The organism is Microbispora sp. NBRC 16548 (genome assembly GCF_030268985.1).
Taxonomy (GTDB): domain Bacteria; phylum Actinomycetota; class Actinomycetes; order Streptosporangiales; family Streptosporangiaceae; genus Microbispora; species Microbispora catharanthi.
This window is the reverse complement of record NZ_BSSF01000006.1, coordinates 222,674-244,474: the sequence shown is the minus strand read 5'-3', so window position 1 is coordinate 244,474 and position 21,801 is coordinate 222,674. Positions and strand designations below refer to the sequence as shown.

The 21,801-nt window shown below is 73.0% G+C and carries 22 protein-coding genes and 1 pseudogene; 7 read left to right on the top strand and 16 right to left on the bottom strand.

Going from position 1 to position 21,801, the window contains the following annotated elements; all coding sequences use genetic code 11:
- Nucleotide 1 precedes the first annotated feature (1 nt).
- From QSK36_RS18505 to QSK36_RS18495, 3 genes are all read left to right on the top strand, one after another.
- Entirely contained in the window at nucleotides 2–766 is a 765-nt protein-coding gene (locus tag QSK36_RS18505) for a thiazole synthase (protein ID WP_139574491.1), read from the top strand.
- A 212-nt stretch (nucleotides 767–978) separates the two neighbouring features.
- Nucleotides 979–2,982 (top strand): Stk1 family PASTA domain-containing Ser/Thr kinase, encoded by a 2,004-nt coding sequence (gene pknB, locus QSK36_RS18500; protein ID WP_183539538.1) that lies wholly within the window; start codon nucleotides 979–981, stop codon nucleotides 2,980–2,982.
- 199 nt (nucleotides 2,983–3,181) lie between these two features.
- Nucleotides 3,182–3,931: an NUDIX hydrolase gene (locus QSK36_RS18495; protein WP_221264017.1), complete on the top strand. Its 750-nt coding sequence runs from the start codon at nucleotides 3,182–3,184 to the stop codon at nucleotides 3,929–3,931.
- 155 nt (nucleotides 3,932–4,086) lie between these two features.
- Here the strand turns inward: QSK36_RS18495 and QSK36_RS18490 are convergent, their stop codons facing one another.
- The 11 genes from QSK36_RS18490 to uraD are packed head-to-tail and all read right to left on the bottom strand — an operon-like array spanning nucleotide 4,087 to nucleotide 12,897.
- Nucleotides 4,087–4,422 (bottom strand): helix-turn-helix domain-containing protein, encoded by a 336-nt coding sequence (locus QSK36_RS18490; RefSeq protein ID WP_183539536.1) that lies wholly within the window; start codon nucleotides 4,420–4,422, stop codon nucleotides 4,087–4,089.
- Nucleotides 4,419–4,790 (bottom strand): type II toxin-antitoxin system RelE/ParE family toxin, encoded by a 372-nt coding sequence (locus tag QSK36_RS18485; RefSeq protein WP_502883325.1) that lies wholly within the window; start codon nucleotides 4,788–4,790, stop codon nucleotides 4,419–4,421. The genes QSK36_RS18490 and QSK36_RS18485 overlap by 4 nt, the downstream gene beginning before the upstream one ends.
- 57 nt (nucleotides 4,791–4,847) lie before the next feature.
- Nucleotides 4,848–5,825 (bottom strand): allantoicase, encoded by a 978-nt coding sequence (alc, locus tag QSK36_RS18480; protein WP_285783297.1) that lies wholly within the window; start codon nucleotides 5,823–5,825, stop codon nucleotides 4,848–4,850.
- Nucleotides 5,822–7,135, bottom strand: a complete 1,314-nt coding sequence (gene allB, locus QSK36_RS18475) for an allantoinase AllB (protein ID WP_285783296.1) — start codon at nucleotides 7,133–7,135, stop codon at nucleotides 5,822–5,824. The genes alc and allB overlap by 4 nt, the downstream gene beginning before the upstream one ends.
- A 10-nt stretch (nucleotides 7,136–7,145) precedes the next feature.
- Nucleotides 7,146–8,342: a glycerate kinase gene (locus QSK36_RS18470; RefSeq protein WP_285783295.1), complete on the bottom strand. Its 1,197-nt coding sequence runs from the start codon at nucleotides 8,340–8,342 to the stop codon at nucleotides 7,146–7,148.
- Between the two features lie 43 nt (nucleotides 8,343–8,385).
- The gene (locus QSK36_RS18465) at nucleotides 8,386–9,795 is read right to left on the bottom strand and encodes an 8-oxoguanine deaminase (RefSeq protein ID WP_285783294.1); all 1,410 of its coding nucleotides are present in this window, start codon (nucleotides 9,793–9,795) and stop codon (nucleotides 8,386–8,388) included.
- A 10-nt stretch (nucleotides 9,796–9,805) separates the two neighbouring features.
- Entirely contained in the window at nucleotides 9,806–10,345 is a 540-nt protein-coding gene (locus QSK36_RS18460; protein WP_285783293.1) for a (2Fe-2S)-binding protein, read from the bottom strand.
- On the bottom strand, nucleotides 10,342–11,214 hold the full coding sequence (locus QSK36_RS18455) for an FAD binding domain-containing protein (RefSeq protein WP_183539522.1): 873 nt from the start codon (nucleotides 11,212–11,214) through the stop codon (nucleotides 10,342–10,344). Before QSK36_RS18455 ends, QSK36_RS18460 begins: the two co-directional genes overlap by 4 nt.
- 3 nt (nucleotides 11,215–11,217) lie before the next feature.
- Complete coding sequence (pucL, locus tag QSK36_RS18450) at nucleotides 11,218–12,078, bottom strand: factor-independent urate hydroxylase (RefSeq protein ID WP_139574499.1); 861 nt, start codon at nucleotides 12,076–12,078, stop codon at nucleotides 11,218–11,220.
- Nucleotide 12,079: 1 nt separating this feature from the next.
- Nucleotides 12,080–12,427 carry a hydroxyisourate hydrolase gene (gene uraH, locus QSK36_RS18445; RefSeq protein WP_139574500.1) on the bottom strand — a complete coding sequence of 116 codons (348 nt, stop codon included), beginning with the start codon at nucleotides 12,425–12,427 and terminating at the stop codon, nucleotides 12,080–12,082.
- On the bottom strand, nucleotides 12,424–12,897 hold the full coding sequence (gene uraD, locus QSK36_RS18440; protein ID WP_183539518.1) for a 2-oxo-4-hydroxy-4-carboxy-5-ureidoimidazoline decarboxylase: 474 nt from the start codon (nucleotides 12,895–12,897) through the stop codon (nucleotides 12,424–12,426). Before uraD ends, uraH begins: the two co-directional genes overlap by 4 nt.
- Nucleotides 12,898–13,103: 206 nt before the next feature.
- Between uraD and QSK36_RS18435 the strand changes: the two genes are divergently transcribed.
- Nucleotides 13,104–13,943 carry a deoxyribonuclease IV gene (locus QSK36_RS18435; RefSeq protein WP_182897269.1) on the top strand — a complete coding sequence of 280 codons (840 nt, stop codon included), beginning with the start codon at nucleotides 13,104–13,106 and terminating at the stop codon, nucleotides 13,941–13,943.
- Between the two features lie 472 nt (nucleotides 13,944–14,415).
- On the opposite strand, the gene QSK36_RS18430 is transcribed toward QSK36_RS18435, so the two are convergent.
- Nucleotides 14,416–15,243, bottom strand: a complete 828-nt coding sequence (locus QSK36_RS18430; RefSeq protein WP_285783292.1) for an ABC transporter permease — start codon at nucleotides 15,241–15,243, stop codon at nucleotides 14,416–14,418.
- Entirely contained in the window at nucleotides 15,240–16,184 is a 945-nt protein-coding gene (locus QSK36_RS18425; RefSeq protein ID WP_285783291.1) for an ATP-binding cassette domain-containing protein, read from the bottom strand. The genes QSK36_RS18430 and QSK36_RS18425 overlap by 4 nt, the downstream gene beginning before the upstream one ends.
- A 77-nt stretch (nucleotides 16,185–16,261) precedes the next feature.
- Between QSK36_RS18425 and QSK36_RS18420 the strand changes: the two genes are divergently transcribed.
- Complete coding sequence (locus QSK36_RS18420; protein ID WP_285783290.1) at nucleotides 16,262–16,843, top strand: TetR/AcrR family transcriptional regulator; 582 nt, start codon at nucleotides 16,262–16,264, stop codon at nucleotides 16,841–16,843.
- Nucleotides 16,844–16,877: 34 nt separating this feature from the next.
- On the opposite strand, the gene QSK36_RS18415 is transcribed toward QSK36_RS18420, so the two are convergent.
- On the bottom strand, nucleotides 16,878–17,606 hold the full coding sequence (locus tag QSK36_RS18415) for a LytR/AlgR family response regulator transcription factor (RefSeq protein ID WP_183539511.1): 729 nt from the start codon (nucleotides 17,604–17,606) through the stop codon (nucleotides 16,878–16,880).
- 214 nt (nucleotides 17,607–17,820) lie between these two features.
- Here QSK36_RS18415 and QSK36_RS18410 point away from each other — a divergent pair, with 214 nt between their 5' ends.
- On the top strand, nucleotides 17,821–19,185 hold the full coding sequence (locus QSK36_RS18410) for a sensor histidine kinase (RefSeq protein WP_183539509.1): 1,365 nt from the start codon (nucleotides 17,821–17,823) through the stop codon (nucleotides 19,183–19,185).
- A gap of 155 nt (nucleotides 19,186–19,340) precedes the next feature.
- Here the strand turns inward: QSK36_RS18410 and QSK36_RS18405 are convergent, their stop codons facing one another.
- Nucleotides 19,341–20,483, bottom strand: a complete 1,143-nt coding sequence (locus tag QSK36_RS18405; RefSeq protein ID WP_285783289.1) for a sensor histidine kinase — start codon at nucleotides 20,481–20,483, stop codon at nucleotides 19,341–19,343.
- Between the two features lie 27 nt (nucleotides 20,484–20,510).
- Nucleotides 20,511–21,131, bottom strand: a complete 621-nt coding sequence (locus QSK36_RS18400) for a sulfite oxidase-like oxidoreductase (RefSeq protein ID WP_285783288.1) — start codon at nucleotides 21,129–21,131, stop codon at nucleotides 20,511–20,513.
- A 250-nt stretch (nucleotides 21,132–21,381) separates the two neighbouring features.
- Between QSK36_RS18400 and QSK36_RS18395 the strand changes: the two are divergent.
- Nucleotides 21,382–21,801, top strand: a pseudogene (locus tag QSK36_RS18395) (3-deoxy-7-phosphoheptulonate synthase); the annotation flags it as partial.

Below are 21,801 nucleotides of genomic sequence, written 5' to 3'. Positions count from 1 at the left end.
CATGACCGACGACGTCCTCGTGCTGGGCGGGGAGAAGTTCACCTCGCGGCTCATCATGGGCACAGGCGGCGCGCCGTCGCTGGAGGTGCTCGACCAGGCGCTGGAGGCGTCCGGCACCGAGCTGACGACCGTCGCGATGCGCAGGCTCGACCCGGAGTCCCGCGGTTCGGTGCTCGACCTGCTGCGCGCCCGCGGCATCAAGGTGCTGCCGAACACGGCGGGGTGCTTCACCGCCGGGGAGGCGGTGCTGACCGCACGCCTGGCCCGCGAGGCGCTGGAGACCGACTGGGTCAAGCTGGAGGTCATCGCGGACGAGCGGACCCTGCTGCCCGACCCGATCGAGACCTTCGACGCCGCCGAGCGGCTGGTCGCCGACGGTTTCGTGGTGCTGCCGTACATCGGCGACGACCCGGCGCTGGCCCGCAGGCTCCAGGACGCCGGGTGCGCCGCCGTGATGCCGCTCGGCGCTCCGATCGGCTCCGGGCTGGGCATCCGCAACCCGCACAGCATCGAGCTGATCGTCGAGGCCGCCACGGTGCCGGTGATCCTCGACGCCGGCATCGGCACGGCCAGCGACGCCGCGCTGGCGATGGAGCTGGGCTGCGACGCCGTGCTGCTGGCCAGCGCCGTGACCCGGGCCCACCGGCCCGGCCTGATGGCCGCGGCCATGCGGCAGGCGGTCACGGCCGGGCGGCTGGCCCGCCTCGCCGGGCGCATCCCACGCCGCCGCTACGCCGAGGCGTCCTCTCCCGCCCGCCCGTCCTGAATCCGCCATCGCCGCGACCAGCCGCCCTCCCCTCGCCCGCCCGTCCCGAGACGTCTGCGCGGGCGGGCGGGAAGGCGTACGATTTCCTCGTCTGGTAAGCCCGGTTTTCGGAATCGGCACGGCTTTTCGGACCGCACGGTAGGCGGCCGAATAGGTCTCGGTTTGGGATTCGGGAACACGCCGGGCGGCAAATCACCCGTAAACTCTGGCGAGTGGACACGACGCTAACCGACCCGCTCGTGGGGCAGTTGCTCGACGGGCGCTACCGCGTCGAGTCCCGGATCGCCCGGGGTGGCATGGCCTCCGTCTACCTGGCTCTGGACGTCCGGCTCGACCGCACGGTCGCCGTCAAGGTGATGCACCGCTCGCTGGCCGAGGACCCGCAGTTCGTGCGGCGGTTCATCGGCGAGGCCAAGTCGGTGGCCAGCCTCTCGCACCCCAACATCGTGCAGGTCTTCGACCAGGGCACCGACGGGGCGCACGTCTACCTGTCGATGGAGTACGTCCCGGGGCGGACGCTGCGCGACGTCCTGCGCCGCCGCGGCCGCCTCCCGGCTCGCGAGGCCCTGGAGATGGTCATCCCGGTGCTCGCCGCCCTCGGCGCGGCCCACCAGGCCGGGCTCATCCACCGCGACGTCAAGCCCGAGAACGTGCTGCTCGCCGACGACGGCCGGGTGAAGGTCGTGGACTTCGGCCTGGCCCGCGCGATCGAGGCGACCAACCAGACCAAGACCGGCATGATGATCGGCACGATCGGCTACATGTCGCCCGAGCAGGTCACGACCGGCACGGCCGACGCCCGCAGCGACGTGTACGCCGCCGGAATCATGCTGTTCGAGCTGCTCACCGGGCGGCAGCCGTACGCGGGCGAGACGCCGATGTCGATCGCCTACCGGCACGTGCACGAGACCGTCCCCGCGCCGTCCTCGATCGTGCCCGAACTGCCGCCGCCGATCGACGCGCTCGTCGCCGCGGCCACCGACAAGGACCCCGCCGCGCGCCCGGCGGACGCGACCGCCATGCTCGTCGCCGCCGTCGAGGTGCACCGTACGCTGCCGAGGACCGGGCACACCGGTGCGCACGCCGCCCCGCACGGGGCCCCGGACACCGGCGCCCACAGCGGCATACGGACGGGCGCGCACCGGACCATGCCGCCGGCCGGCGGGGCCTCGTCGTTCGGCACCGCCCAGCACGCGCTCGCGGAGCCCGGGTCACCGCTCGGTCACACGATGATCCAGCCGCGCTCGGAACTGCTGACCGGCGCGGCCGAGGCGGAGCGGCGCCGGGGACGCAGGATCAGGCCCGTCTGGTTCGTCGCCGCGCTGGCCCTCGTCATGCTGGCCGGCGTCGCCTTCACCGGCTGGTGGTTCTCCCAGGGCCGCTACACGAAGGTCCCCGACCTGGTGAACAAGCCCGTCACGGTCGCCAGGCAGGTGGCGCAGCAGGCCGGCTTCGAGGTCCGGATCGGCAAGGAGCGGTTCGACGACAAGGTGCCGAAGGACATCGTTCTCGACACCGAGCCGGGACTGGGCGCCGAGGTGGTCAAGGGCTCGGTGCTCACCCTCATCCCGTCGGCAGGCCCGGAGACGGTCCCCGTGCCGAAGGTCGAGAGTTTCAACCTGACGGACGCCCGGGCGAAGATCGCCGAGGTCGGGCTGACTCCCGGGCGGGTGAGCAAGAGCGCGAGCGACACCGTCCCCCGCGACCAGGTCATCCGTACCAACCCGCCGGTGGGCAAGCGCGTCAAGAAGGGCAGCACGGTCAACTTCGTCGTCAGCGCCGGACTGCTGATGCCGGACGTCACGCAGATGATGCGCGACCAGGCGGAGAAGTTCCTGCGCGAGAAGGGCTTCAACGTCCAGATCGACGAGACCACCGACGACGCCCCGCCGGGCACCGTGATCGCGCAGGACCCTCCCGGAGGCGCCGAGGTGGTGTCCGGGGCGATCGTGCACATGACCGTGTCACGCGGGCCGGACCAAGGCTTCCACTGGCCGTGGGAGATCAACCCCGCCGACCCCTCCCAGAACCCGCCCGCCGTCGTCAACGTGCCCGACGTACGGTTCAAGTTCGTGAAGGACGCGGTGAACGAGCTGAAGGCGGCCGGCTTCAAGGTGAACGTCCGCAAGCTGGCCGGCGTGGGCACCCAGCGCGTGATCGGCGAGAACCCGCTCGGCCAGCAGCCCGCGGGCACCACCATCACCATCTGGCACTGACGCCGGGTATCCGGTCGCGTACGGCCCGGTCGCACGGTTGTCCGAGGCCGCTTCCCGGCGCGGAGCCGCGCGACCGGCCGGCGGCGCCTGGCCGTACGCGTCGCCGAGGGCGGAGCGGAGACACGAGCCGTGCCGGGACGCGCCCCCCTGTGCCGTACGAGTCACAGCCGGCGGGGGGTGTACGTGCGAACATGAGCCGGTGAGCGAGGCCCTGCCAGAACCTTCCGTCGTCGAACTCCTGGAGACTCGCCGGCTCCGCCTCGTCGAAGCCGCCGCGCCGCGGATCCCACCCGAAGAGCAGGCGGCCGTGAACCGCGCGTGGGATGAGGCGGTGCGGGCCAATCCGGCCCTCTTCGACGGACCGGCCGTGTCATGCGCGGGGCTGGCACGGGATGATCCGGACGGCCTGGTCATCACCTGGGCACGGACGACCTACCGGCTCCATGCCCTGCGCCGTGTTCCGGGCGCCACAGTGTGGCTGCCGTCCCTCTTCGTCAGCGTCGTGCAGCCGTCGGACGACGGGCGCCTCCTGGTGGTGCGGATGTCGCCGTGGACGGCCGCTCCGGGCCGCTGGCAACTTCCGGGCGGTTCCGCCGAACCTCCCGAGGACGACGGGCTCCTCGACACGGCCGCGCTGCGCAAGCATGCGACGCGGGAGCTGGCCGAGGAGATCGGTGTCGACACGGCGCCCGGTGATCTGACCCTGTGGCTGGTCACCCGGGATGAGGACGGAAGCGCCGGTGTCCTGTTCCTCGCTCCGCCCCGGCCCGCGTCGTTCCTGCACGAACGATTCGCGGATCTCGTGGCGTCGGAGACGGCTCTGGGTCGCGACCCGGAGCTGGACCGGATCGCCCTTGTCCACTCCCCCGCCGAACTCGCGCGTCTCAGCGGGCCCCACGTCGACCACCTGGAACCGGTCGTCCGCCGGTACGCGGCGCAGCAGTCGTGATCGTCCCGAACACCCCGAATCCGGAAGCCTTACCGAATCCCGTTCGCGGCCACCGCCCCGCTCACGGGCACCGCCCGGCACCGCCCCGGCGGCGCGGTGCCCAGACAGGAGCGCCAAGCGGCTCCGGTGACGAAGCGAGACGGACCCGATCGGCATCAGGCGGCGTCGGGGTCGGCTCCCCTGAGGATGTAGAGGTCGTCGCCGAACACCGCGGATATCTGGATCTTGCCGCCCAGCGCCTGCACGTAGCGGGCTATGGCCTCCACCGTGGACACCTCACCACGCTCGATCTGCGAGACACGGCTCTTGGTGACCCCCATGCGGTCCGCGACCTCGGCCTGGGACAGGCCCTGCGCCCTGCGGCGTTCCGCGAGCCGGTGGCCGTCTATGTACGCCTCATTGCGCCGCCGCGCTTCGGCGACAGCCTCCTCACCGCCGGATTCGGCGACGATGTCCGCACGGAGGTCGCGCCATTTGGGAAAGTTGGTCATGAGTGGTCCTCCTCCGCCTCCCGTTCTCTCAGATACTCCTCGTACAGCTCCTCAGCTTGAGGTATCGCGCGGCGATACCAGCCCGACCAGTCACCGGACTTGTCACCGCCTGTAAGAAGGATGGCCGAGCGCCACGGATCGAACACGAACAGGATCCGAATCTCGGAACGGCCTGCGGAACCAGGACGCAACTCCTTCAGATTGTGAATCTTGGATCCCTCAATTCTGTCGACCAGCGGACGGCCCAGCCCAGGACCGATCTCGGCCAGCCTGTCGATGGCGTCGACGACCTGTACCCGTGATCGATCGTCCAGCTTGCGAATCCAGCTAAGGAGGTCGTTGGTTACGCGGACCTCCCATTCCTCCACGTCGTGCGAGTGTAGAGAAAATGCTTCACTCCTGAGCGTGAATCGTCAAGCCCGCCGTCAGGGCGGGGAGCAGGGGGTGAGGGTGCCGAGGAGGCGGAGGCGGGCGAGGCCGCCGTCGGGGTAGATGTCGAGCCGGGCGTGGGTGATCCGGCGGTCGTCGTCGAGGCGGAAGCGGTGGCGGGTGTCGGGCTGCAGGCGCGTCCTGGGCAGCAGCGGGAACCAGGCGTCCTCGTCCTCCAGCGGCGCCCGGTCCGCGTCCACGCCCTTCAGCGATGCCCAGCCAGGGGCGTTGAACACCAGGTTGGTCGTGTCGATCTCGGCGACGGCCACCCGGCCGGGCCCGGCCAGGGCGACGACGAGCCAGTCGTTGCCGCCGTCGCGACGGCGGGCGGTCTCCCAGCCCTCGGCCTGGTTGCGGGCCAGTCCGGGCGCGAGGACGTTGTTCGGCGAGGAGTAGAACTCGTCGGAGCACGCGGTCACGAGGCCGCCGTTCTCCAGCGCGGCGAGGTCGACGGTGAGGCCCTCCAGGAACGCCCGGTCGGGCACGACCCGCCCGTGGACCCGCAGCCGGGCGACGCCGCCGTCGGGGAAGATGTTCAGCCGCACATGGGTGAAGCGGCGGGGATCGGTCACGGCGAACTCGTGGACCGTGTCGCCCTTCAGCGGGCTCTTCGGCACGACCTCCACCCAGCCGTCCAGCTCGTCCGGCGAGGGATGGCCCTCGGCCGCGCACGCCTCGACCGACGCGTACGGCGGGTAGTTGCCGCGGAACCACGCGGTGTCCACGACCACGCCCCTGATGATCCCCGGCAGGCCGAGCCGCACGATCGCCCAGTCGTGGCCGGGCTCGCGCCGCCGCCGGGTCTCCCAGCCGTCGTAGACCTGGCCCTTGGCCCCGAAGGTGTGCGGCCGGAACTCGGCCGGTCCCGGCCTGATCAGGGCCTCCCGCTCGGCGAACGACTCGTCGTTGGCGGCCACGACCGACCCGCCGTACGTGCGCAGGGCGAGATCGGGCAGGCGGGTGAAGCCGGTCATCGGGCTCCCCTCGTCAGCAGCCGGCCACGCGGTCTGGCGAAGTCGACGGGCGTGCCGCGCAACCAGGTGGTGCGCACCACGCCCGCCAGCCGCGCACCGTGGTAGGGAGACACCGGGTTGCGGTGGTGGAGCGTCGCGACGTCCACCGTGAACTCGGCGTCGGGGTCGAAGGCGACGAGGTCCGCGTCGTCGCCCTCCCGGATCGCCCCCTTGTGCGGCAGGCCGGCCAGGCGGGCCGGTCCCTCGGCCATCCAGCGGGCCACGTCGGCCAGGCCGTGCCCGCGGGCGCGGGCCGCGGTCCACACGGCGGGCAGGCCGACCTGGAGCGAGGAGATGCCGCCCCAGGCGGCGGCGAAGTCGGGCACCTTGAGGTCGGGCGTCGACGGGGAGTGGTCGGAGACGATCCCCATGAGCACGCCGTCGGCGAGCGCCTGCCACAGCGCGTCGCGGTTGGCGGCCTCCCGGATCGGCGGGCAGCACTTGTAGGCGGGCCCGGTGACCTGCTCGGCCGCCAGGGTCAGGTAGTGCGGGCAGGTCTCGGCGGTGACGCGCACCCCCGCCGCCTGCGCCGCCCGCAGCGGTTCGACGCAGGCGGCGGCCGACACGTGCACGATGTGCGCCCGCGCGCCCGTCTCCGCCGCGAGGGCGATCACCTGCTCGACGGCCCGGCGCTCGGCCTCCTGCGGGCGTGACCGCAGGAAGTCGTCGTACGCGGGGCCGCCGGGGTCGGACAGCAGCCCGGGGTCCTCGGCGTGCGCGATCAGCAGGCCGTCGAAGGCCGCCACCTCCGCCAGCGCGGCCCGCAGCCCGTCGTGGTCGAGCGGGGGGAACTCGTCCACCCCGGACGGGGACAGGAAGCACTTGACGCCCATCACCCCGGCCTCGTGCAGGGGCCGCAGATCGGCGAGGTTGCTGGGGATCGCGCCGCCCCAAAAGCCCGTGTCGACGTGGCACCGGCCCTCGGCGGCCTTCCGCTTGACCTCCAGCGCCGCCACGTCCACGGTCGGGGGCAGCGAGTTGAGCGGCATGTCCACGATCGTGGTCACGCCCCCGGCCGCCGCCGCCCTGGTGGCGGTCGCGAAGCCCTCCCAGTGGGTGCGGCCGGGCTCGTTGACGTGCACGTGGGAGTCGACCAGCCCGGGCAGCAGCGGCAGGTCGCCGAGGTCGGCGGACTCCTCCGCCGCCGGCGGCTCGTCGTAGGGCCGCAGGGCCGCGATCACGCCCCCGCGCACGGCGACCGCGAGCGGGCGCTCCCCCTCCGGGGTCACGGTCCGCCGGGACCTCACCACCAGGTCGTACGGTTCCCCCACGCGCCACTCCTCATGTCGTGAGATGTCCGGCGGCGATCCGCGCCGCCAGCCGCTCAAGCAGCGGCCCGGCCTCGGCCATGCACCGCCGCACGTCGGGCTCGATGTCGGTCAGCGCGTACGCCGCCTCGATGCCGGCCGCCCGCAGCTCCTCGTCGCCGACGGTGCGCCGCCCGCAGACGGCCACCACCGGCACACCGTGCTTGGCCGCGGCCGCCGCGACGCCGACCGGCGCCTTGCCACGCAGGGTCTGCTCGTCGATCGCGCCCTCGCCCGTGATCACCAACTGGGCGCCCTCCACGTGGCGGTCGAACTCCACCAGATCCAGCAGATAGCCGATGCCGGGGCGGATCTCGGCGTCGAGGAACGTCAGCGCGCCGAAGCCCACACCGCCGGCGGCGCCCGCCCCCGGCCGCCCGGCCACGCCCATCGCGCGCACGACACCGTCGTGCTCGGCGGCGCCGGCCAGGCCGTGGGTGTGCGCGGCGACGGCCGCCAGCCGGGCCAGCCCGGCCTCCAGCACGGCCACGTCCTGCGGGCTCGCGCCCTTCTGCGGGCCGTACACCGCCGCCGCGCCGTACGGCCCGAGCAGCGGGTTGTCCACGTCGCTCGCCACGATCACCTCGAACCCGCTCAGGCGGCCGGAGGCATCGACGGCGTGCAGGTCGCGCAGCGCGGCGCCGCCCGGCGGCAGGTCGTTCCCGGCCGCGTCGAGCAGCCGCACGCCGAGGGCCTGGGCCATCCCCGCGCCGCCGTCGGTGCAGGCGCTGCCGCCGAGGCCGAGCACGATCCGCGTCGCGCCGTGCCGTACGGCGTGGGCGATCAGCTCACCCGTGCCTCGGCTGGTCGCGGTCAGCGGCACCGGGACGTGCTCCTCCGGCCGCCCTCCGGGCGGACCCGGCAGCCGGCGCAGGCCCGACGCCTCGGCCAGCTCGATCACCGCGACCCGTGCGCCGGGCTCGTTCCGCACGGCGTAGCTCGCGGTGACCGGATCGCCGGCCGGCCCGGTCACCTCCGTCTCGACCCGGGTGAACCCGCTCGCCACGACCGCGTCCACGGTGCCGTCGCCCCCGTCGGCCACCGGCAGCTCGACGACCGGGACGTTCCCCAATCCCGGATAACGCAGCCCGGCGGCCACGTGCGCGGCCACCTCGGGCGAGGTGAGCGACCCTCGGAACTTGTCCGGTGCGATGACGACGTGTCCTGTCATGGTGTGGCTCACCTGTGGCCCTTCGATCGTGTCCGGGAACGCCTCAGACATGATCCATGGTGGTCAGCCGGCGATGGGCGTCGGCCCCGGCCCGCGCGGCCTCCTCTCCCGGGACGGTGCGCAGTTCGCCGTCGTCCACGACGGTCCGGCCGCCCACGAGCAGCCGGGCGAGCGGCGGGGTCGCGCCGTACGCGAAGGCGACCACGGGATCGTCGATCGCGGCGTGGAAGCCGCCGAGCCGCCACAGCGCCACGTCGGCGAGCTTGCCGGGCTCCAGCGAGCCGATCTCGGCCTCCCGGCCGAGGCAGCGGGCGCCGCCGAGCGTGGCCATCTCCAGGGCCTGGCGGGCGGTCAGCGCGCGCGGGCCGTAACGGGCCCGCTGCGTGAGCACGGCCATGCGGATCTCCCCGGCGAGCGGGGTCATCTCGCTGGAGGCCGCGCCGTCGACGCCGAGCCCGACCGGCGCGCCCGCGGCCAGCAGGTCGGAGATCCGGGCGATGCCCGCCCCGAGACGGCCGTTGGACGACGGGCAGTGGGCCGTGCCCGTGCCGGTCTCGGCGAAGCGCCGCACGTCCTTGTCGGTCAGGTGGACGCAGTGGGCCAGCCACACGTCGGGACCCAGCCAGCCGAGCCGGTCGAGATACTCGACGGGCAGCACGCCGAACTGCTCCCTGCAGTGCTCGTCCTCGTCGGCCGTCTCCGCCACGTGCGTGTGCAGCCGTACGCCGTGGGCGCGGGCGAGGTCGGCCGAGCGGGTCATGAGTTCGCCGCTGACCGAGAACGGCGAGCAGGGGGCGACCGCGACGCGCAGCATCGACCCGAACGACGGATCATGATATTTCCGGATCGCGTCGTCGGTGGCCTGGAGGATCTCGTCGACCTCCTCCACGACCTCGTCCGGCGGCAGGCCACCGCGCGAGGCGCCACGGTCCATCGACCCCCGGCAGGGATGGAAACGCAGCCCGACCCGCCGCGCGGCCTCGATCTCCGCCTCGAAGAGGTCTCCCCTGCCCTTGGGGAAGACGTAGTGGTGGTCGGTCGAGGTCGTGCAGCCCGACAGGGCCAGCCAGGCCAGCCCCGCCGTCGCGGCGCCCGACACCACCTCGGCGTCCATCCGGGCCCACAGCCGGTAGCTGGCCACCAGCCACTCGAACAGCGTGCCGTCCGGTGTCACCCCCTGGGACGCCCACTGGTAGAGGTGGTGGTGGGTGTTGACCAGGCCGGGGGTGGCCAGGCAGCCGGAGCCGTCGACGCGTTCCGCCCCCTCCGGCACGCGCGGCGCCGGGCCGGGGCCGACCGCCGTGATCAGACCGTCCTCCACGACGACGTGGCCGGACGCGCTCTCCTCCCCGGCGACGGGGACGACGTAGGCGTTCTCGATGACGACCGGACGCGGGCTTTCGGGCAACGGAACCCCCCGGAGGCGGACGATGGCGGGATCGTGTTTCGTCATGGGCGGCGGCCTAGGCCGTCCCCGCGCGGCGGGCGGCGGCCAGGCGCACCGCGTCGAGGATCTTCTCGTATCCGGTGCAGCGGCACAGGTTGCCGGCCAGGGCCTCCCGGATGTCGGCGTCCGGCGGCACGCCGTCGGACCCCGCGAGCAGCGCGTGGGCCTGGACGACGAGACCGGGCGTGCAGAAGCCGCACTGCACGGCCCCCGCGTCCACGAACGCGCGCTGCACGTCGTTCAGCCCGCTGTTCAGTCCGCTGTTCAGGCCGCTGTTCAGACCGCCGCCGAGTTCACCGTCCAGCCCGCCGCCGGAGGCGGCCAGGCCCTCGACCGTCACCACCTCGCGTCCCTCCGCCTGGCCGGCGGCGACCAGGCACGCGCAGACCGGGGTGTCGTCGAGATAGACCGTGCAGGAGCCGCATTCGCCCTGCTCGCAGGCGTTCTTGGCGCCCGGCAGGCCGAGCCGCTCGCGCAGGACGTACAGCAGGCTCTCGCCCTCCCACACGTCGTCGGCCGTCATCGGGCGGCCGTTCACCGTGAGGTTCACCCTCATGCGCTCCCCCTGCGGTCGCCGGCTCTGAAGTCGTCCCATGCCCAGCCGAGCGCGCGGCGCGCCATCACGGCCAGCGCGTGTGTGCGGTAGGCGGCGCGGCCCCGCACGTCGTCGATGGGCGCGGCGGAGGCGGCCACGAGTTCGCCGAAGCGGCGCGCCGCACCGGGATCGAGCGGGCCGCGGCCATCCCAGTCCAGTTCCCCTGCCGCGAAGTCCTCGGCCCGCGGGGCGTGGCGCGGGGTCGGCGCGGCCGAGCCGATGCCGGTGCCCACCCGGCGCACGGACGGGTCCAGCGCGACCGCGAACGAGCACACCGCGATCACCATGGCGTTCCTGGTGCCGATCTTGGAGAAGTACTGCGGTCCTGTGGCGGCCGGGACGCGCACGGCGCGGATCAGCTCGTCGGGGGCGAGCGCGTTGCGCTTCACGCCGGTGTAGAACTCCCCGATCGGGATCAGCCGGGTGCCGCGCACCGACTCGGTCTCCACGACCGCGCCGCAGGCCAGCAGCGGCGGGTGGCTGTCGCCCGCGGGCGAGGCCGCGCCGAGATTGCCCGCGACCGTGCCCCGGTTGCGGATCTGCGGCGAGCCGACCGTGCGGGACGCCTGGGCCAGGCCGGGAAGTTCGGCCCCGAGCTCGGCGATCAGCCGGGAGTAGGTCACGCCCGCGCCCACGCGGATCTCGCCGCCCTCCCGCGACCACTCCCGGAGCTCGGGGATCGGCGTGAGGTCGAGCAGGGCGGCCGGGCGGCCCTTGTCGAGGTTGATCTCCACCATGACGTCGGTGCCGCCCTGGATCGGTGTGGCCTCGGGCCGCTCGGCCTTCAGCGCCAGGGCGTCCACCCAGGTAAGCGGTCGCAGGAAGTCCATCGGCTACTCCCAGGCCGGGCCGGCGGCGGGCGCGTCCTCGCGCAGCACCGTGCCCTCGATCAGCCCGTACGGCCGGTCGGCGGCGAAGAAGACCTCACCGTCGTTGTCCAGCCCGAAGGGCGCGAGATCCACCAGGAAGTGGTGCTTGTTCGGCAGCGACAGCCGCACCTCGCAGACCCCCGGGCACTCGGCCAGCACGCGCGTGCCCATGGCGTACAGCGTCTGCTGCAGGGACAGGCTGTAGGTGTCGGCGAAGGCCGCGAGCAGGGCGCCCCGCGCGTTCTCGTAGGTCTTGTCCCAGTCCTGGGAGGCGTCCGCGTGCCGCCACGCCGCGTCCACCGCGGTGGCCAGGACGCGGTCGCGGGTCTCCGGCAGCGTCGTGTACTCGTCCCTGGCGAAGCCCCAGAACTCGGAGTTGGTCGTGTTGAGCACCACGAGGTCGCGCAGCCCGGAGACCACCCAGGACCGCGTCCCGTCGTGGTGGGCCACGCAGGTGCGGACCTCCCGGCCCGAGCGGACGAACGAGTGCCCGAACGCGCCGTTGCGCTCCCAGGCGTGCTCCTCGACGGCGACCCTCGCGTGGTGGATCGCGGGCTGAGAGTCCGCGAAATGACGGGCCAGCAGCAGCGCGAAGTCTTCGATCATCCCGACGCCGTGCTTCTTGGCGAACGCGAAGACCGTGTTCTTCTGCGTGTCGGTGGGCAGGACGGCGCTGTTGTCCCCGCTCAGGTGCACCTCGGTCATGTCGCCCGACAGCGACGTGCTGACCGTGAGGTCCTTGATCCGGTGGGCGTCGCCGTGCCGGGTCACCCGCACGACCCTTGTCTCGGCCTTGCCATACCTGTTCGGCCCCAGAACGGCCACGTCAGCTCCCCCGGTAGGTCGAGTAGGCGAACGGGCTCAGCAGCAGCGGCACGTGGTAGTGCTCGCCGGCCTCCCGGATGGCGAACACGACGCTCACCTCGGGGAAGAACGCCTCGTCCCCCAGGTAGGCGCCGGTGTCGAACACGAGCCGGTAGGTGCCCGGGCGCGGATCTTCGGCCGGGTCCCACTCCCGGCCCAGCGGCGTCCAGTCCCGGATGCGGCCGTCGCCGTCGGTGCGGCCCTCGGCCACCGGCACGAAGCCGTGCGCGGCGCGCCGCGACAGCCGTACGAACAGGTCCTTGGCCGGCCGCCCGGCGGCGGTGTCGAGCACGTGCGTCGAAAGGCTCACCGGCCCTCCCAGAGCTTGGTCAGCCGCATCGCGACGATCTTCGAAAGTTCGTCCCTGACGACCTCGCGCTCGGTCTCCTCGTCGTTGCCGAGCCGGTCCCTCAGCAGCGCCAGCAGTTGGCCGGCCTCCCGGCCCGTCGCGCAGACCAGGTAGACGTGACCGAACCGGCTCTCGTAGGCGGCGTTGCCCTCGCGGAGCGCGCCGAGCACCTCCCGGCCGGCGTCCGCGGTCCCGGACTGCTCGGACCGCGACCACGCGGCCTCGCGTCCCGCGCCGTCAGGCCGCTCGCCGATCCTCGGGTGCGCCGCCAGCGCCTCCAGCACGTCGTCCCAAGTGAGCACCGCGAGAGCCGCCTCGCTCGCGCGGCGGAGCCCGTCGAGATCCCGGAACGGCCCGCGCGCGGCGACCGCCTCCAGCCACCTGGCGGAGGCGCAGCAGGACCGCAGGTCCTCCCGGCCGAGTTCGCGCATGCCCGTCAGTCAACCGCCGGGCCCGAGGCGATTCCAGCGGCGCGAAGTCCGAACCGGACGCCCTGCTCCGGGCGCCGCTTTGTACGTTGTGACAAAGGGGCTGTGACAAAGGGGCTGCCGCAAAAGGGGCTGTGGCAACAAGGGGGCGGCGCCAGCCTGCGCCAATGTCCTGCGCCAATACGCTGTGCCAATACTCTGGGGGCATCATGACTCCTTCCACTCTCATCGGCGGACACGTCTTCGTCGCCGGCGGCCTCGCCAAGGGCGGGCTGAAGTACGCGGCCGACATCGGCGCGGAGATGATCCAGGTTTTCGTCACCAACCCGCGGGGCTGGGCGCTCAGCGAGGGCAACCCCGCCGAGGACGCCAAGCTCCGCGAGTCGGGCGTGCCGGTCTTCCTGCACGCCGCCTATCTCGTGAACTGCGGGTCGCCGACGCCGGAGACCCTGGAGAACTCGATCGCGGTGATCCGCCACACCCTGCGCAGGGGCGCCGAGACCGGCGCGCTCGGCGTGGTCGTCCACACCGGCTCGGCCGTGAGCCAGTCGCGCGAGGCCGCGATGCGCCAGATCCACGAGCGCCTGCTGCCGGTGCTGGACGAGCTTCCGGACGACGGCCCCGACCTGCTGCTCGAACCGATGGCGGGCCAGGGCCAGATGCTCTGCGCGACCGTGCAGGACCTCGGTCCCTATCTGGAGGCCCTCGACCACCACCCCAAGGTGGGCGTGTGCCTCGACACCTGCCACGCCTTCGCGGCGGGGCACGACCTGGCCGCGCCGGGCGGGGTGAAGGAGATGATGGACGCCCTGAACGACGTCGCCCCCGGCCGGCTCAAGCTGATCCACGCCAACGACTCGAAGGACCCCTGCGGCTCCAAGCGGGACCGGCACGAGAACATCGGGGCCGGGCACATCGGCGCCCAGGCGTTCGGCGAGCTGATGCGCCACCCCACGGCCGCCGGGGTGCCCATCTGCATCGAGACGCCCGGCAAGGTGGAAAAGCACCGCGAGGACATCGAACTGCTCAAGAAGCTGCGCGGCGCCTGACCGGCGCGTCCCCGGGGCCGCCGGTCACCGCGCCGCGGCGGGTACCCGGCGTTCCGAGGTAGCCGCACCCCGCGTTCAGGGGCAGCGGCCCCCCGCGTTCAGGGGCAGGCGCCCTGCGGGGAAAGCGGGGACGGGGCGTTCGCGGCGATCCGGCGCCCCCGTATGGCCGGATCGCCGCGCACCCCCCCCCGATACGCGTTGGCGGGGCCCTTCCCCCCCGAGTAGGGCCCCGCTTGGTAACCACTCGGTGACAACCTGCTCACTTTGTGATTACCCCGCGTGTCTTGCGACGTGCGAAAGACTACGAGGTGTAGTTGGGCGGGGGGATGGCCCTTCGGACGAGCGGTCTCTAGTTAGCGCCATGCGGCCCGCTCCCGCACGACGAGCGGGCCCCGGGAGACGACGAGCGGTAGATCGGGGCGCGCGAAGACGCCCCGGGTCGGCCCGCGCGCCCCCGACGAGTGTGCCCAGCTCAGCCGCCGAGGCGGCGGTAGCGCCGGGCGGACAGAGGCAGGAAGACGAGCGTGATCAGCAGCGGCCAGCCGATCGCCAGCGTCAGGGCGTGCTCGGCGGCCCAGGAATCGCCCTGCCAGCCGGGGTTGCCGAACAGCATCCGGCACGTGGCGACCGTCGCCGACAGCGGGTTCCACTCCGCGATCGCCCCGAGCCATCCCGGCAGGAGCGCCGGGGACACGAAGGTGTTGGCCAGCATCGTGAGCGGCAGCAGCGGCAGCCAGGCCGCGCTCGCCGCCTCCGGGGTGAGCGCCAGCCCGAGGTAGATCCCCACCCAGATGAGCGCGAAGCGCAGCAGGAGGAGCAGGCCGACGGCGGCCAGGGCGTCGCCGATCCCCCGGTGCCAGCTCCATCCGGCGACCAGGCCGCACCCGAGCAGGATCAGCAGTTCGAGCACCGAGTTGACGATGTCGGCGAAGGCGCGGCCGAGCACCACGCCGGGCCGCGAGATCGGCATCGAGCGGTAGCGGTCGGTCACCCCGCGGGCGGTCTGCAGGCTGACCACCGTCATCGTGGTCATCACCCCCATCGCCATCGTCTGGGAGAACATGCCCGGCATCAGGAACTCGCGGTAGTCGCCGCCGCCCGCGACGTTCATCGCGCTGCCGAGGACGTAGCCGAACAGCACGACCATGACGATCGGATACAGCGTCAGGTTGAGGACGGCGGCCGGGTTGCGGACCCAGTGTCTGAGGTTGGTGCGGGCGATGACCGACGCGTCCGACAGCGTCCAGCGCAGCCGCTCGCCCCACCGGGGCGGCGCGTCCGGGGCGGCCAGGGCGCTCACGCCGCCGCCTCCGCCGTCAGGCTCAGGAACACCTCGTCCAGGGTCGGACGGCGCAGAGAGACGTCCTCGACCTCGATGCCGCGCCGCTCCAGCTCGCGTACGACCGTGGTGAGCGCCCCGACGCGGTCGCGTACGGGGGCGGTCAGGCGGCGGGCGTCCGCGTCGGTCACGGGCTCGGCCTGCGCGACGCCCGTGAGGACCGTGGCGGCGTCGCCGAGGCGGGCGGGATCGCGCACGACGAGGTCGAGGTGGTCGCCGCCGATCAGCGACTTCAGACGCTCGGGGGTGTCGTCCGCGATCACCCTCCCCCCGTCGATCACCGCGATCTGCCGGGCGAGCTGGTCGGCCTCGAACAGGTACTGCGTCGTCATGAGCACGGTGCTGCCGGCGTCCGCGAGCCCGCGCACGGTGCGCCAGACCTCCGTGCGGCTGCGGGGGTCGAGCCCGGTGGTCGGCTCGTCGAGGAAGAGCACGCGCGGGGCCTGAAGGAACGCGGCGGCCAGGTCGAGACGCCGCCGCATTCCTCCGGAGTAGTGCCTGACCCGCCGGTCGGCCGCCTCGGACAGCCCGAACCGCTCCAGGAGCTCGCCCGCGCGGCGGCGTGCCGCCGCCGCGTGGAGGTGGTGGAGCCGCCCCCACATCTCGAGGTTCTCCCGCCCCGTGAGGATCTCGTCCACGGCCGCCTCCTGCCCGGCCAGGCCGATGCGGCGGCGCACCTCGGCCGGCTGCCGCGCGACGTCGAACCCGGCCACGAGCGCGCGGCCGGAGTCCGGTCGCGCCAGCGTGGTCAGCACGCGGACGGCGGTGGTCTTGCCCGCGCCGTTCGGGCCGAGAAGCGCGCACACGCTCCCGCCGGCGACCCTCAGGTCGAACCCGTTGAGGGCTCTGGTCTCGCCGTAGCGCCTGCCAAGCCCCTCAGCGAGGATAGAGTAAGAGTTCATGGCTCCATAATGAGACTTTAATGTCTCATTATCAACCACAACCGCCTCCTAATGGAGGCGCTGCTAGCCTTCCGGGGGTGACCGACACCAGGGAATCGGGCACGCGCAGCCGTACGCGCCGTGCCATCCTCGCCGCGGCGGCCTCGGTCCTCGCCCGCGACCGCGGCGCGACGCTCGCGGACATCGCCGAAGCCGCCCAGATCGGCCGCAGCACGCTGCACCGCTACTTCTCCGACCGGCAGGACCTCGTGAACGCGGCCGTCGTCGACTCCTTCCGCGTGGTGGAGAGGTCGACGGCGGGGGCGGCCATCGACCAGGGCCCGCCGCTCGAGGCGATGCGGAGACTGATCGCCGCCCTGGTGGACGCCGGGGACCGCCTGGCGTTCCTGTTCGGCGACCCCCGGGTGCTCGAGGAGTTCACGGCCTGCTTCGAGCCCGATCTGTCGGTGCCGACCACCGTCACCCTCATCGAGCGCGGCCAGGCCGAGGGGGTGTTCGACCCCGGCGTCAGCGCCGAGTGGATCCAGCAGGTGCTGTGGGCCCTCACCTACACGGGCTGGGAGGCGGCCGAGAAGGGGCTGCTCCCCCGGCACGGCGTCGCCGCCGCCGTGACCCGCGCCTTCGAGAGCGGCATGGTCGTGTCCCCGGCCCGCTCCTGAGGCGCCGCGGGATGCGGGGTGATCGCGTGGAGGCTCAGGGACGGAACTGGCGGACGAGCTGCTCGCGCACCTGCCGGGTGTGCCGCCTGCTCACCGGCAGCGTCTCTCCGCCCACCTGCAGGACCACCCGCCCGGCGTCGAAGCGCAGCTCGCTGACGTGCCGGGCGTTGACGAGGGTGCTGCGGTGGGCCCGGACGAACCCGGCGCCGGCCCAGCGGCGTTCCAGCGCCGCGAGGGACATCCGCACGAGGTAGGCGGCGTCCGCCGTGTGCAGGCGCACGTAGTCGCCGTGGGCTTCGGCGTAGCACACGTCCTGCCGGGCCACGAACTTCGTGCGGCCCCCGAGCTCGACCGGGATCGTCTCCAGGTCCTCCTCGGTGCCGGGAGGCGCGACGGCGGCCGAGAGCCGGCGTACGGCCTCCGCCAGGCGTTCCGGGCGTACGGGCTTGAGCAGGTAGTCGACGGCCTCCAGCTCGAACGCCTGGACGGCGCAGTCGTGGGCGCTGACGAAGACCAGGCGGGGAGGCGTGGGGAAACCGCCGATGAGCCGGGCCAGGTCGAGGCCGTCGAGGCCCGGCATGCGCACGTCCAGGAAGACGCCGTCGAGGCGCTCCCCGTCGGCGATCATCTGGACCATGTCGTGCAGGGCGGCCCCGCCGTCGGTCGCCGTGCTCACGTGCTCCACCCGGGCGTCCTGGCGGAGCAGGAAGGCGAGCTCGGACAGAGCGGGGACCTCGTCGTCCACCGCGAGGACACGCAGCATGGCGTCCACCGTGCCGCGTGCCCCGCCCTCCGCGCAAGGGGTGACCGAGCGGTAGGTGACATTCCCGATACTCTCCGCCACCGTCGTGGCCGATGCCGAGGCAACCTCCACGCCAAGACTAGGTAGAGCTATTCGGCTTTTGCCGTCTATAAGGCCTTTTGTCTGCTACGGCTGCTTACCGTTGACAGGAAGACAGGCCCAACGAGGAACTTCGATGAGCATCAGGCCGGCCACGTTCCTTCCCTTCTCCCACTCCATCCAGGCGCGCGTGACGCTGACCGTGGCGGTGGTGTCCGTGCTCGTCGCCGCCGTGATCGCAGCAGGCCTGTGCCTGCTGATCCGCCACCGGGTCGAAGCCGAGATCTACGGGGAGACCCGCCGGGTCGCGACCGAGTGGATCGGCCTGATGGAACGCGGGCAGGTTCCGCCGCCGGCGCCGACGGCGCGGGTCCCGCTCGTCCAGCTCGTCGACTCGCGGGGCCGGGTGGTGACGGCCGGGCCCATGGCCGGCGATCGGCCGCTGAGCACGGTCCGGCCGACGGAGGAGAACCGTTTCCGGGACGTGATCGAGTGCCCTGAGAGCGAGCGGTGCGTCATGCTCACCGCCGCCCGGGTCCCGTCGTTGCAGTCCTGGGAGCTCTGGCGGGGCGAGCCCCACTTCGTTTACACCGGCACGGACCAGCCGCCCGCCCTGCGCGGGCGGCGGCTGGAGTTCCTCATCGGCGCCGGCGGAGTGCTGCTGGCCGCTCTGTGGACGTGGACGACCTGGCGGGCGACGGGTCGCATCCTGCGCCCCATCAACGCGATCCGGCAGCGGATGTCGGAGATCAACGCCAACGACCTGTCCCTGCGGGTGCCGGAGCCGTCCGGCCGGGACGAGATCGCCCGGCTGGCCCGGGCCGCGAACCAGACGCTCAGCCGGCTGGAGTCGGCGGTGACGCGGCAGCGGGAGTTCGCCGCCGTCGTGTCCCACGAGCTCAAGTCCCCGCTCACCGGCCTGCGCACCGGGCTGGAGGAGGCGCTGCTCTACCCGGAGATCGACGCACGGCAGGCGATCGCCAGGTCGCTGCCCGCCGCCGACCGCATGCAGCAGATCATCGACGAGCTGCTCGCCTTCGCCCGGCTCCGCAACACGCCGTGCTCGTCCGAGCCGGTCGACCTCGGGGCGCTCGTACGCGCCGAGGCGGCGCGCACCACGGGCGTGCCGGTGCACGCCAGGGCCGAGCCGGACGTGCGGGTCCTCGGCAACCGCGTGCAGCTGGCCAGCATCGTGACGAACCTTCTGGTGAACGCGCAGCGCCACGCCAGCGGCCAGGTGGACGTGAGCGCCGAGCGCGCCGGCGCCCAGGCGCTGGTGGTGGTGCTCGACGACGGCGACGGCGTCGGCAAGGAGGACAGGGAGCGCATCTTCGAACCCTTCACCCGCCTGGAGGCGGGACGGCGCCTCGACCCCGACGGCAGCGGCCTCGGCCTGGCCCTGTGCCGGGCGATCGCGGTGGCACACGAGGGCAGCCTGTGCGTCGAGGACTCCCCGCGCGGCGCCCGGTTCGTCCTCCGGCTCCCGCTCCTGACCGGCTGAGCGCCCGGCCCGGCCATCGGGGGCCACCGTCATCGGGGGCCACGGTCATCGGAGACGCGGTCATCGGAGACGCGGGTTGCTGGCGGGGCACGTGCTCGCCCGCCCGTGACCGCCGCAGGACCCCGTCCTGCGGTGCACTCGCCGACCGGCGGGGTTCAGGAGCGGGCCGGGACGGCCCGGGGGCGGGTCTTGGGGATGCGCAGCCGGATGCGGGTCCCCTTGCCGGGCGCCGTCTCGACCATGAGCCCGTAGTCCTGGCCGTAGAGGTGGCGCATGCGCACATCCACGTTGCTCAGCCCGATCCCGCTGCTCTCCTCGGCGAGCGCGGCCCGCAGATGCTCGGGGTCCATGCCGACGCCGTCGTCCTCGACCCAGATGTGCGCCTCCGGCCCGGCGTCCCTGATCACGACCCGGACCTCGCCCGGCATGCCGTGCTTGATGGCGTTCTCCACCAGGGGTTGCAGGCACAGGAACGGCACGTCGACCCGCAGCACCTCGGGGGCGACCTGGACGGTGAAGCGCAGCCGGTCGCCGAACCTCGCCTGCTCCAGCAGCAGGTAGCGGTCCACGCAGCTCAGCTCGTCGGCGAGCGAGGTGAAGTCGGCCGCCCGGCGCAGCGCGTACCGGATGAAGTCGGCGAAGTCGAGCAGCAACTCGCGGGCGCGCTCGGGATCGGTCCGGACGAACGAGGCGATCGTGGTGAGCGAGTTGTACACGAAGTGGGGCGAGATCTGCGCCCGCAGGGCCCGCGCCTCCGCCTCCAGGGTCCGCCTGCGGGAGGCGTCGAGTTCGGCGAGTTCGAGCTGGCCGGACATCCAGCGGCCCACCTCGGCCGCCGTGCGCACCATGGCGGCGCCGATCTCCGCGTCGTACACCGCGAGCGCGCCGACCGCCCGCCCTTCCACGGTCAGGGGGACGACCACCCCGTGCCGGTCGCCGCCCGCGGCGGGGGCGCGGCGTGGCCTGCCGCCCGCCATGGTCGCGCGCACCTCGGCGAGGACCGCCTCGTCCGCCGGCACACCCGTGCCGTCCCTGGCCAGGACGCGGTCGCTCGTGGCGACCACCAGGCCGGCGGTGCCGAGCAACGTCCGCAGGTGCCGTGCGGCGCGGCGGGCGGAGCCGCGGGTGAGCCCGGCGCGCAGCGAGCCCGCCGCCCGCCCGGCGACGCGCAGGGCGAGGAGCGTCGCCTCCGCCGGCAGCCCGCCGGGGGCCGGCCCGCGGCAGGCGAGGGCGCGGCCCAGTGCGCCGCCGCAGACCCCGCAGAGCGCGCACAGCGCGACCCAGACGGCTGAAGACACGCCGGACACCGTAGCCGCTCGGCGGCCTCACGGAGGGCCGTCGCCCGGGTCCTCCTGATATGAGTAGCGCTGCTCCTTCCAGGGATCGGCCACGTTGTGGTAGCCGCGATCCTCCCAGAAGCCCCGCCGGTCCTCGGTCAGGTACTCGACCGCGCGCACCCACTTCACGCTCTTCCACGCGTACAGGTGCGGCACCACGATCCGTACGGGATAGCCGCGTTCGGGGGACAGCGGGTTCTCGTCGAGGTGTGTGGCGAACAGCGTCGTCGGGCGGTCGAAGTCGGACATGCGCACATTGGCGCTGTAGCCGTACTCGGCCCAGACCATGACGTGGCGCACGCCCGGCGCCGGGGGGACGCGGTCGAGCAGCTCCGACGTGGGAACGCCGCCCCACTCGTTGCCCATGAGGGAGAACTTGGTGACGCAGTGGAAGTCCGCGACGACCGTCGTCCTGGGCAGCGCGGAGAACTCCTCCCACGAGAACTCGTGGACCCGGCCCGAGGCCGTGGCGCCGAACACCTGGAAACGCCACGTCTCAGGGCGGAACGCCGGGACCCGCCCGTAGTGGACGACGGGCCGTCCGCGTGGGACGTACTGGCCCGGTGGCAGGCGCGTCTCCTCCTCAGGTTTCTCCGGCACGCACGCCATCCTGCCATCCGCCCGGAGGACGGCCGCACCGGACCCCGGAGGTGCGGGTGCGGCACGATCAAGGAAGCGTGCGCTATATTGCGTCACATGCGCACCGCTTGGTCGTTTTGGTATGGCGACGGACCCGTGAGGACCGATCGCCTCCATGCGCTGCGCTGACAGCCACGGCGAACGAAGGCCCCGGGTCCACACGGACCCGGGGCCTTCGTCGTTTTCCGGACCCGCACCGTTCACAGCGACAGGAGTCACCATGGTCATCGTCATGACCCCCGAGGCCACGCAGGACGACATCGAGGCGATCGCCGACCTCGTCGCCGCCGCCGGAGGGGAGGCGTTCGCGAGCCGCGGCGTGAACCGTACGATCGTCGGCCTCATCGGCGACGTCGAGCAGTTCGCCACGCTGAACCTGCGCGCCATGCCGGGCGTCGCGGACGTCGTGCGGGTCTCCACGCCGTACAAGCTCGTGAGCCGGGAGAACCACCCCCAGCGCTCCACGGTGACCGTGCGCGGCGTGCCGATCGGCCCGGACACCGTCACCCTGATCGCGGGCCCGTGCGCGGTCGAGACGCCGGAGCAGACGCTGGAGGCCGCGCTGATGGCCAAGGCGGCGGGCGCGACGCTGCTGCGCGGCGGCGCCTACAAGCCGCGCACCTCGCCGTACGCCTTCCAG

What these genes read in the sequence shown, in the direction of transcription:
- QSK36_RS18505 (WP_139574491.1), top strand. Translation starts at nt 2, where the DNA reads ATGACCGACGACGTCCTCGTGCTGGGCGGGGAGAAGTTCACCTCGCGG.
- QSK36_RS18490 (WP_183539536.1), bottom strand. Translation starts at nt 4,422, where the DNA reads ATGACCAACTTTCCCAAATGGCGCGACCTCCGTGCGGACATCGTCGCC.
- alc (WP_285783297.1), bottom strand. Translation starts at nt 5,825, where the DNA reads ATGACCGGCTTCACCCGCCTGCCCGATCTCGCCCTGCGCACGTACGGC.
- QSK36_RS18470 (WP_285783295.1), bottom strand. Translation starts at nt 8,342, where the DNA reads ATGACAGGACACGTCGTCATCGCACCGGACAAGTTCCGAGGGTCGCTC.
- QSK36_RS18465 (WP_285783294.1), bottom strand. Translation starts at nt 9,795, where the DNA reads ATGACGAAACACGATCCCGCCATCGTCCGCCTCCGGGGGGTTCCGTTG.
- QSK36_RS18460 (WP_285783293.1), bottom strand. Translation starts at nt 10,345, where the DNA reads ATGAGGGTGAACCTCACGGTGAACGGCCGCCCGATGACGGCCGACGAC.
- QSK36_RS18455 (WP_183539522.1), bottom strand. Translation starts at nt 11,214, where the DNA reads ATGGACTTCCTGCGACCGCTTACCTGGGTGGACGCCCTGGCGCTGAAG.
- uraD (WP_183539518.1), bottom strand. Translation starts at nt 12,897, where the DNA reads ATGCGCGAACTCGGCCGGGAGGACCTGCGGTCCTGCTGCGCCTCCGCC.
- QSK36_RS18435 (WP_182897269.1), top strand. Translation starts at nt 13,104, where the DNA reads ATGACTCCTTCCACTCTCATCGGCGGACACGTCTTCGTCGCCGGCGGC.
- QSK36_RS18425 (WP_285783291.1), bottom strand. Translation starts at nt 16,184, where the DNA reads ATGAACTCTTACTCTATCCTCGCTGAGGGGCTTGGCAGGCGCTACGGC.
- QSK36_RS18415 (WP_183539511.1), bottom strand. Translation starts at nt 17,606, where the DNA reads ATGCTGCGTGTCCTCGCGGTGGACGACGAGGTCCCCGCTCTGTCCGAG.
- QSK36_RS18410 (WP_183539509.1), top strand. Translation starts at nt 17,821, where the DNA reads ATGAGCATCAGGCCGGCCACGTTCCTTCCCTTCTCCCACTCCATCCAG.
- QSK36_RS18400 (WP_285783288.1), bottom strand. Translation starts at nt 21,131, where the DNA reads ATGGCGTGCGTGCCGGAGAAACCTGAGGAGGAGACGCGCCTGCCACCG.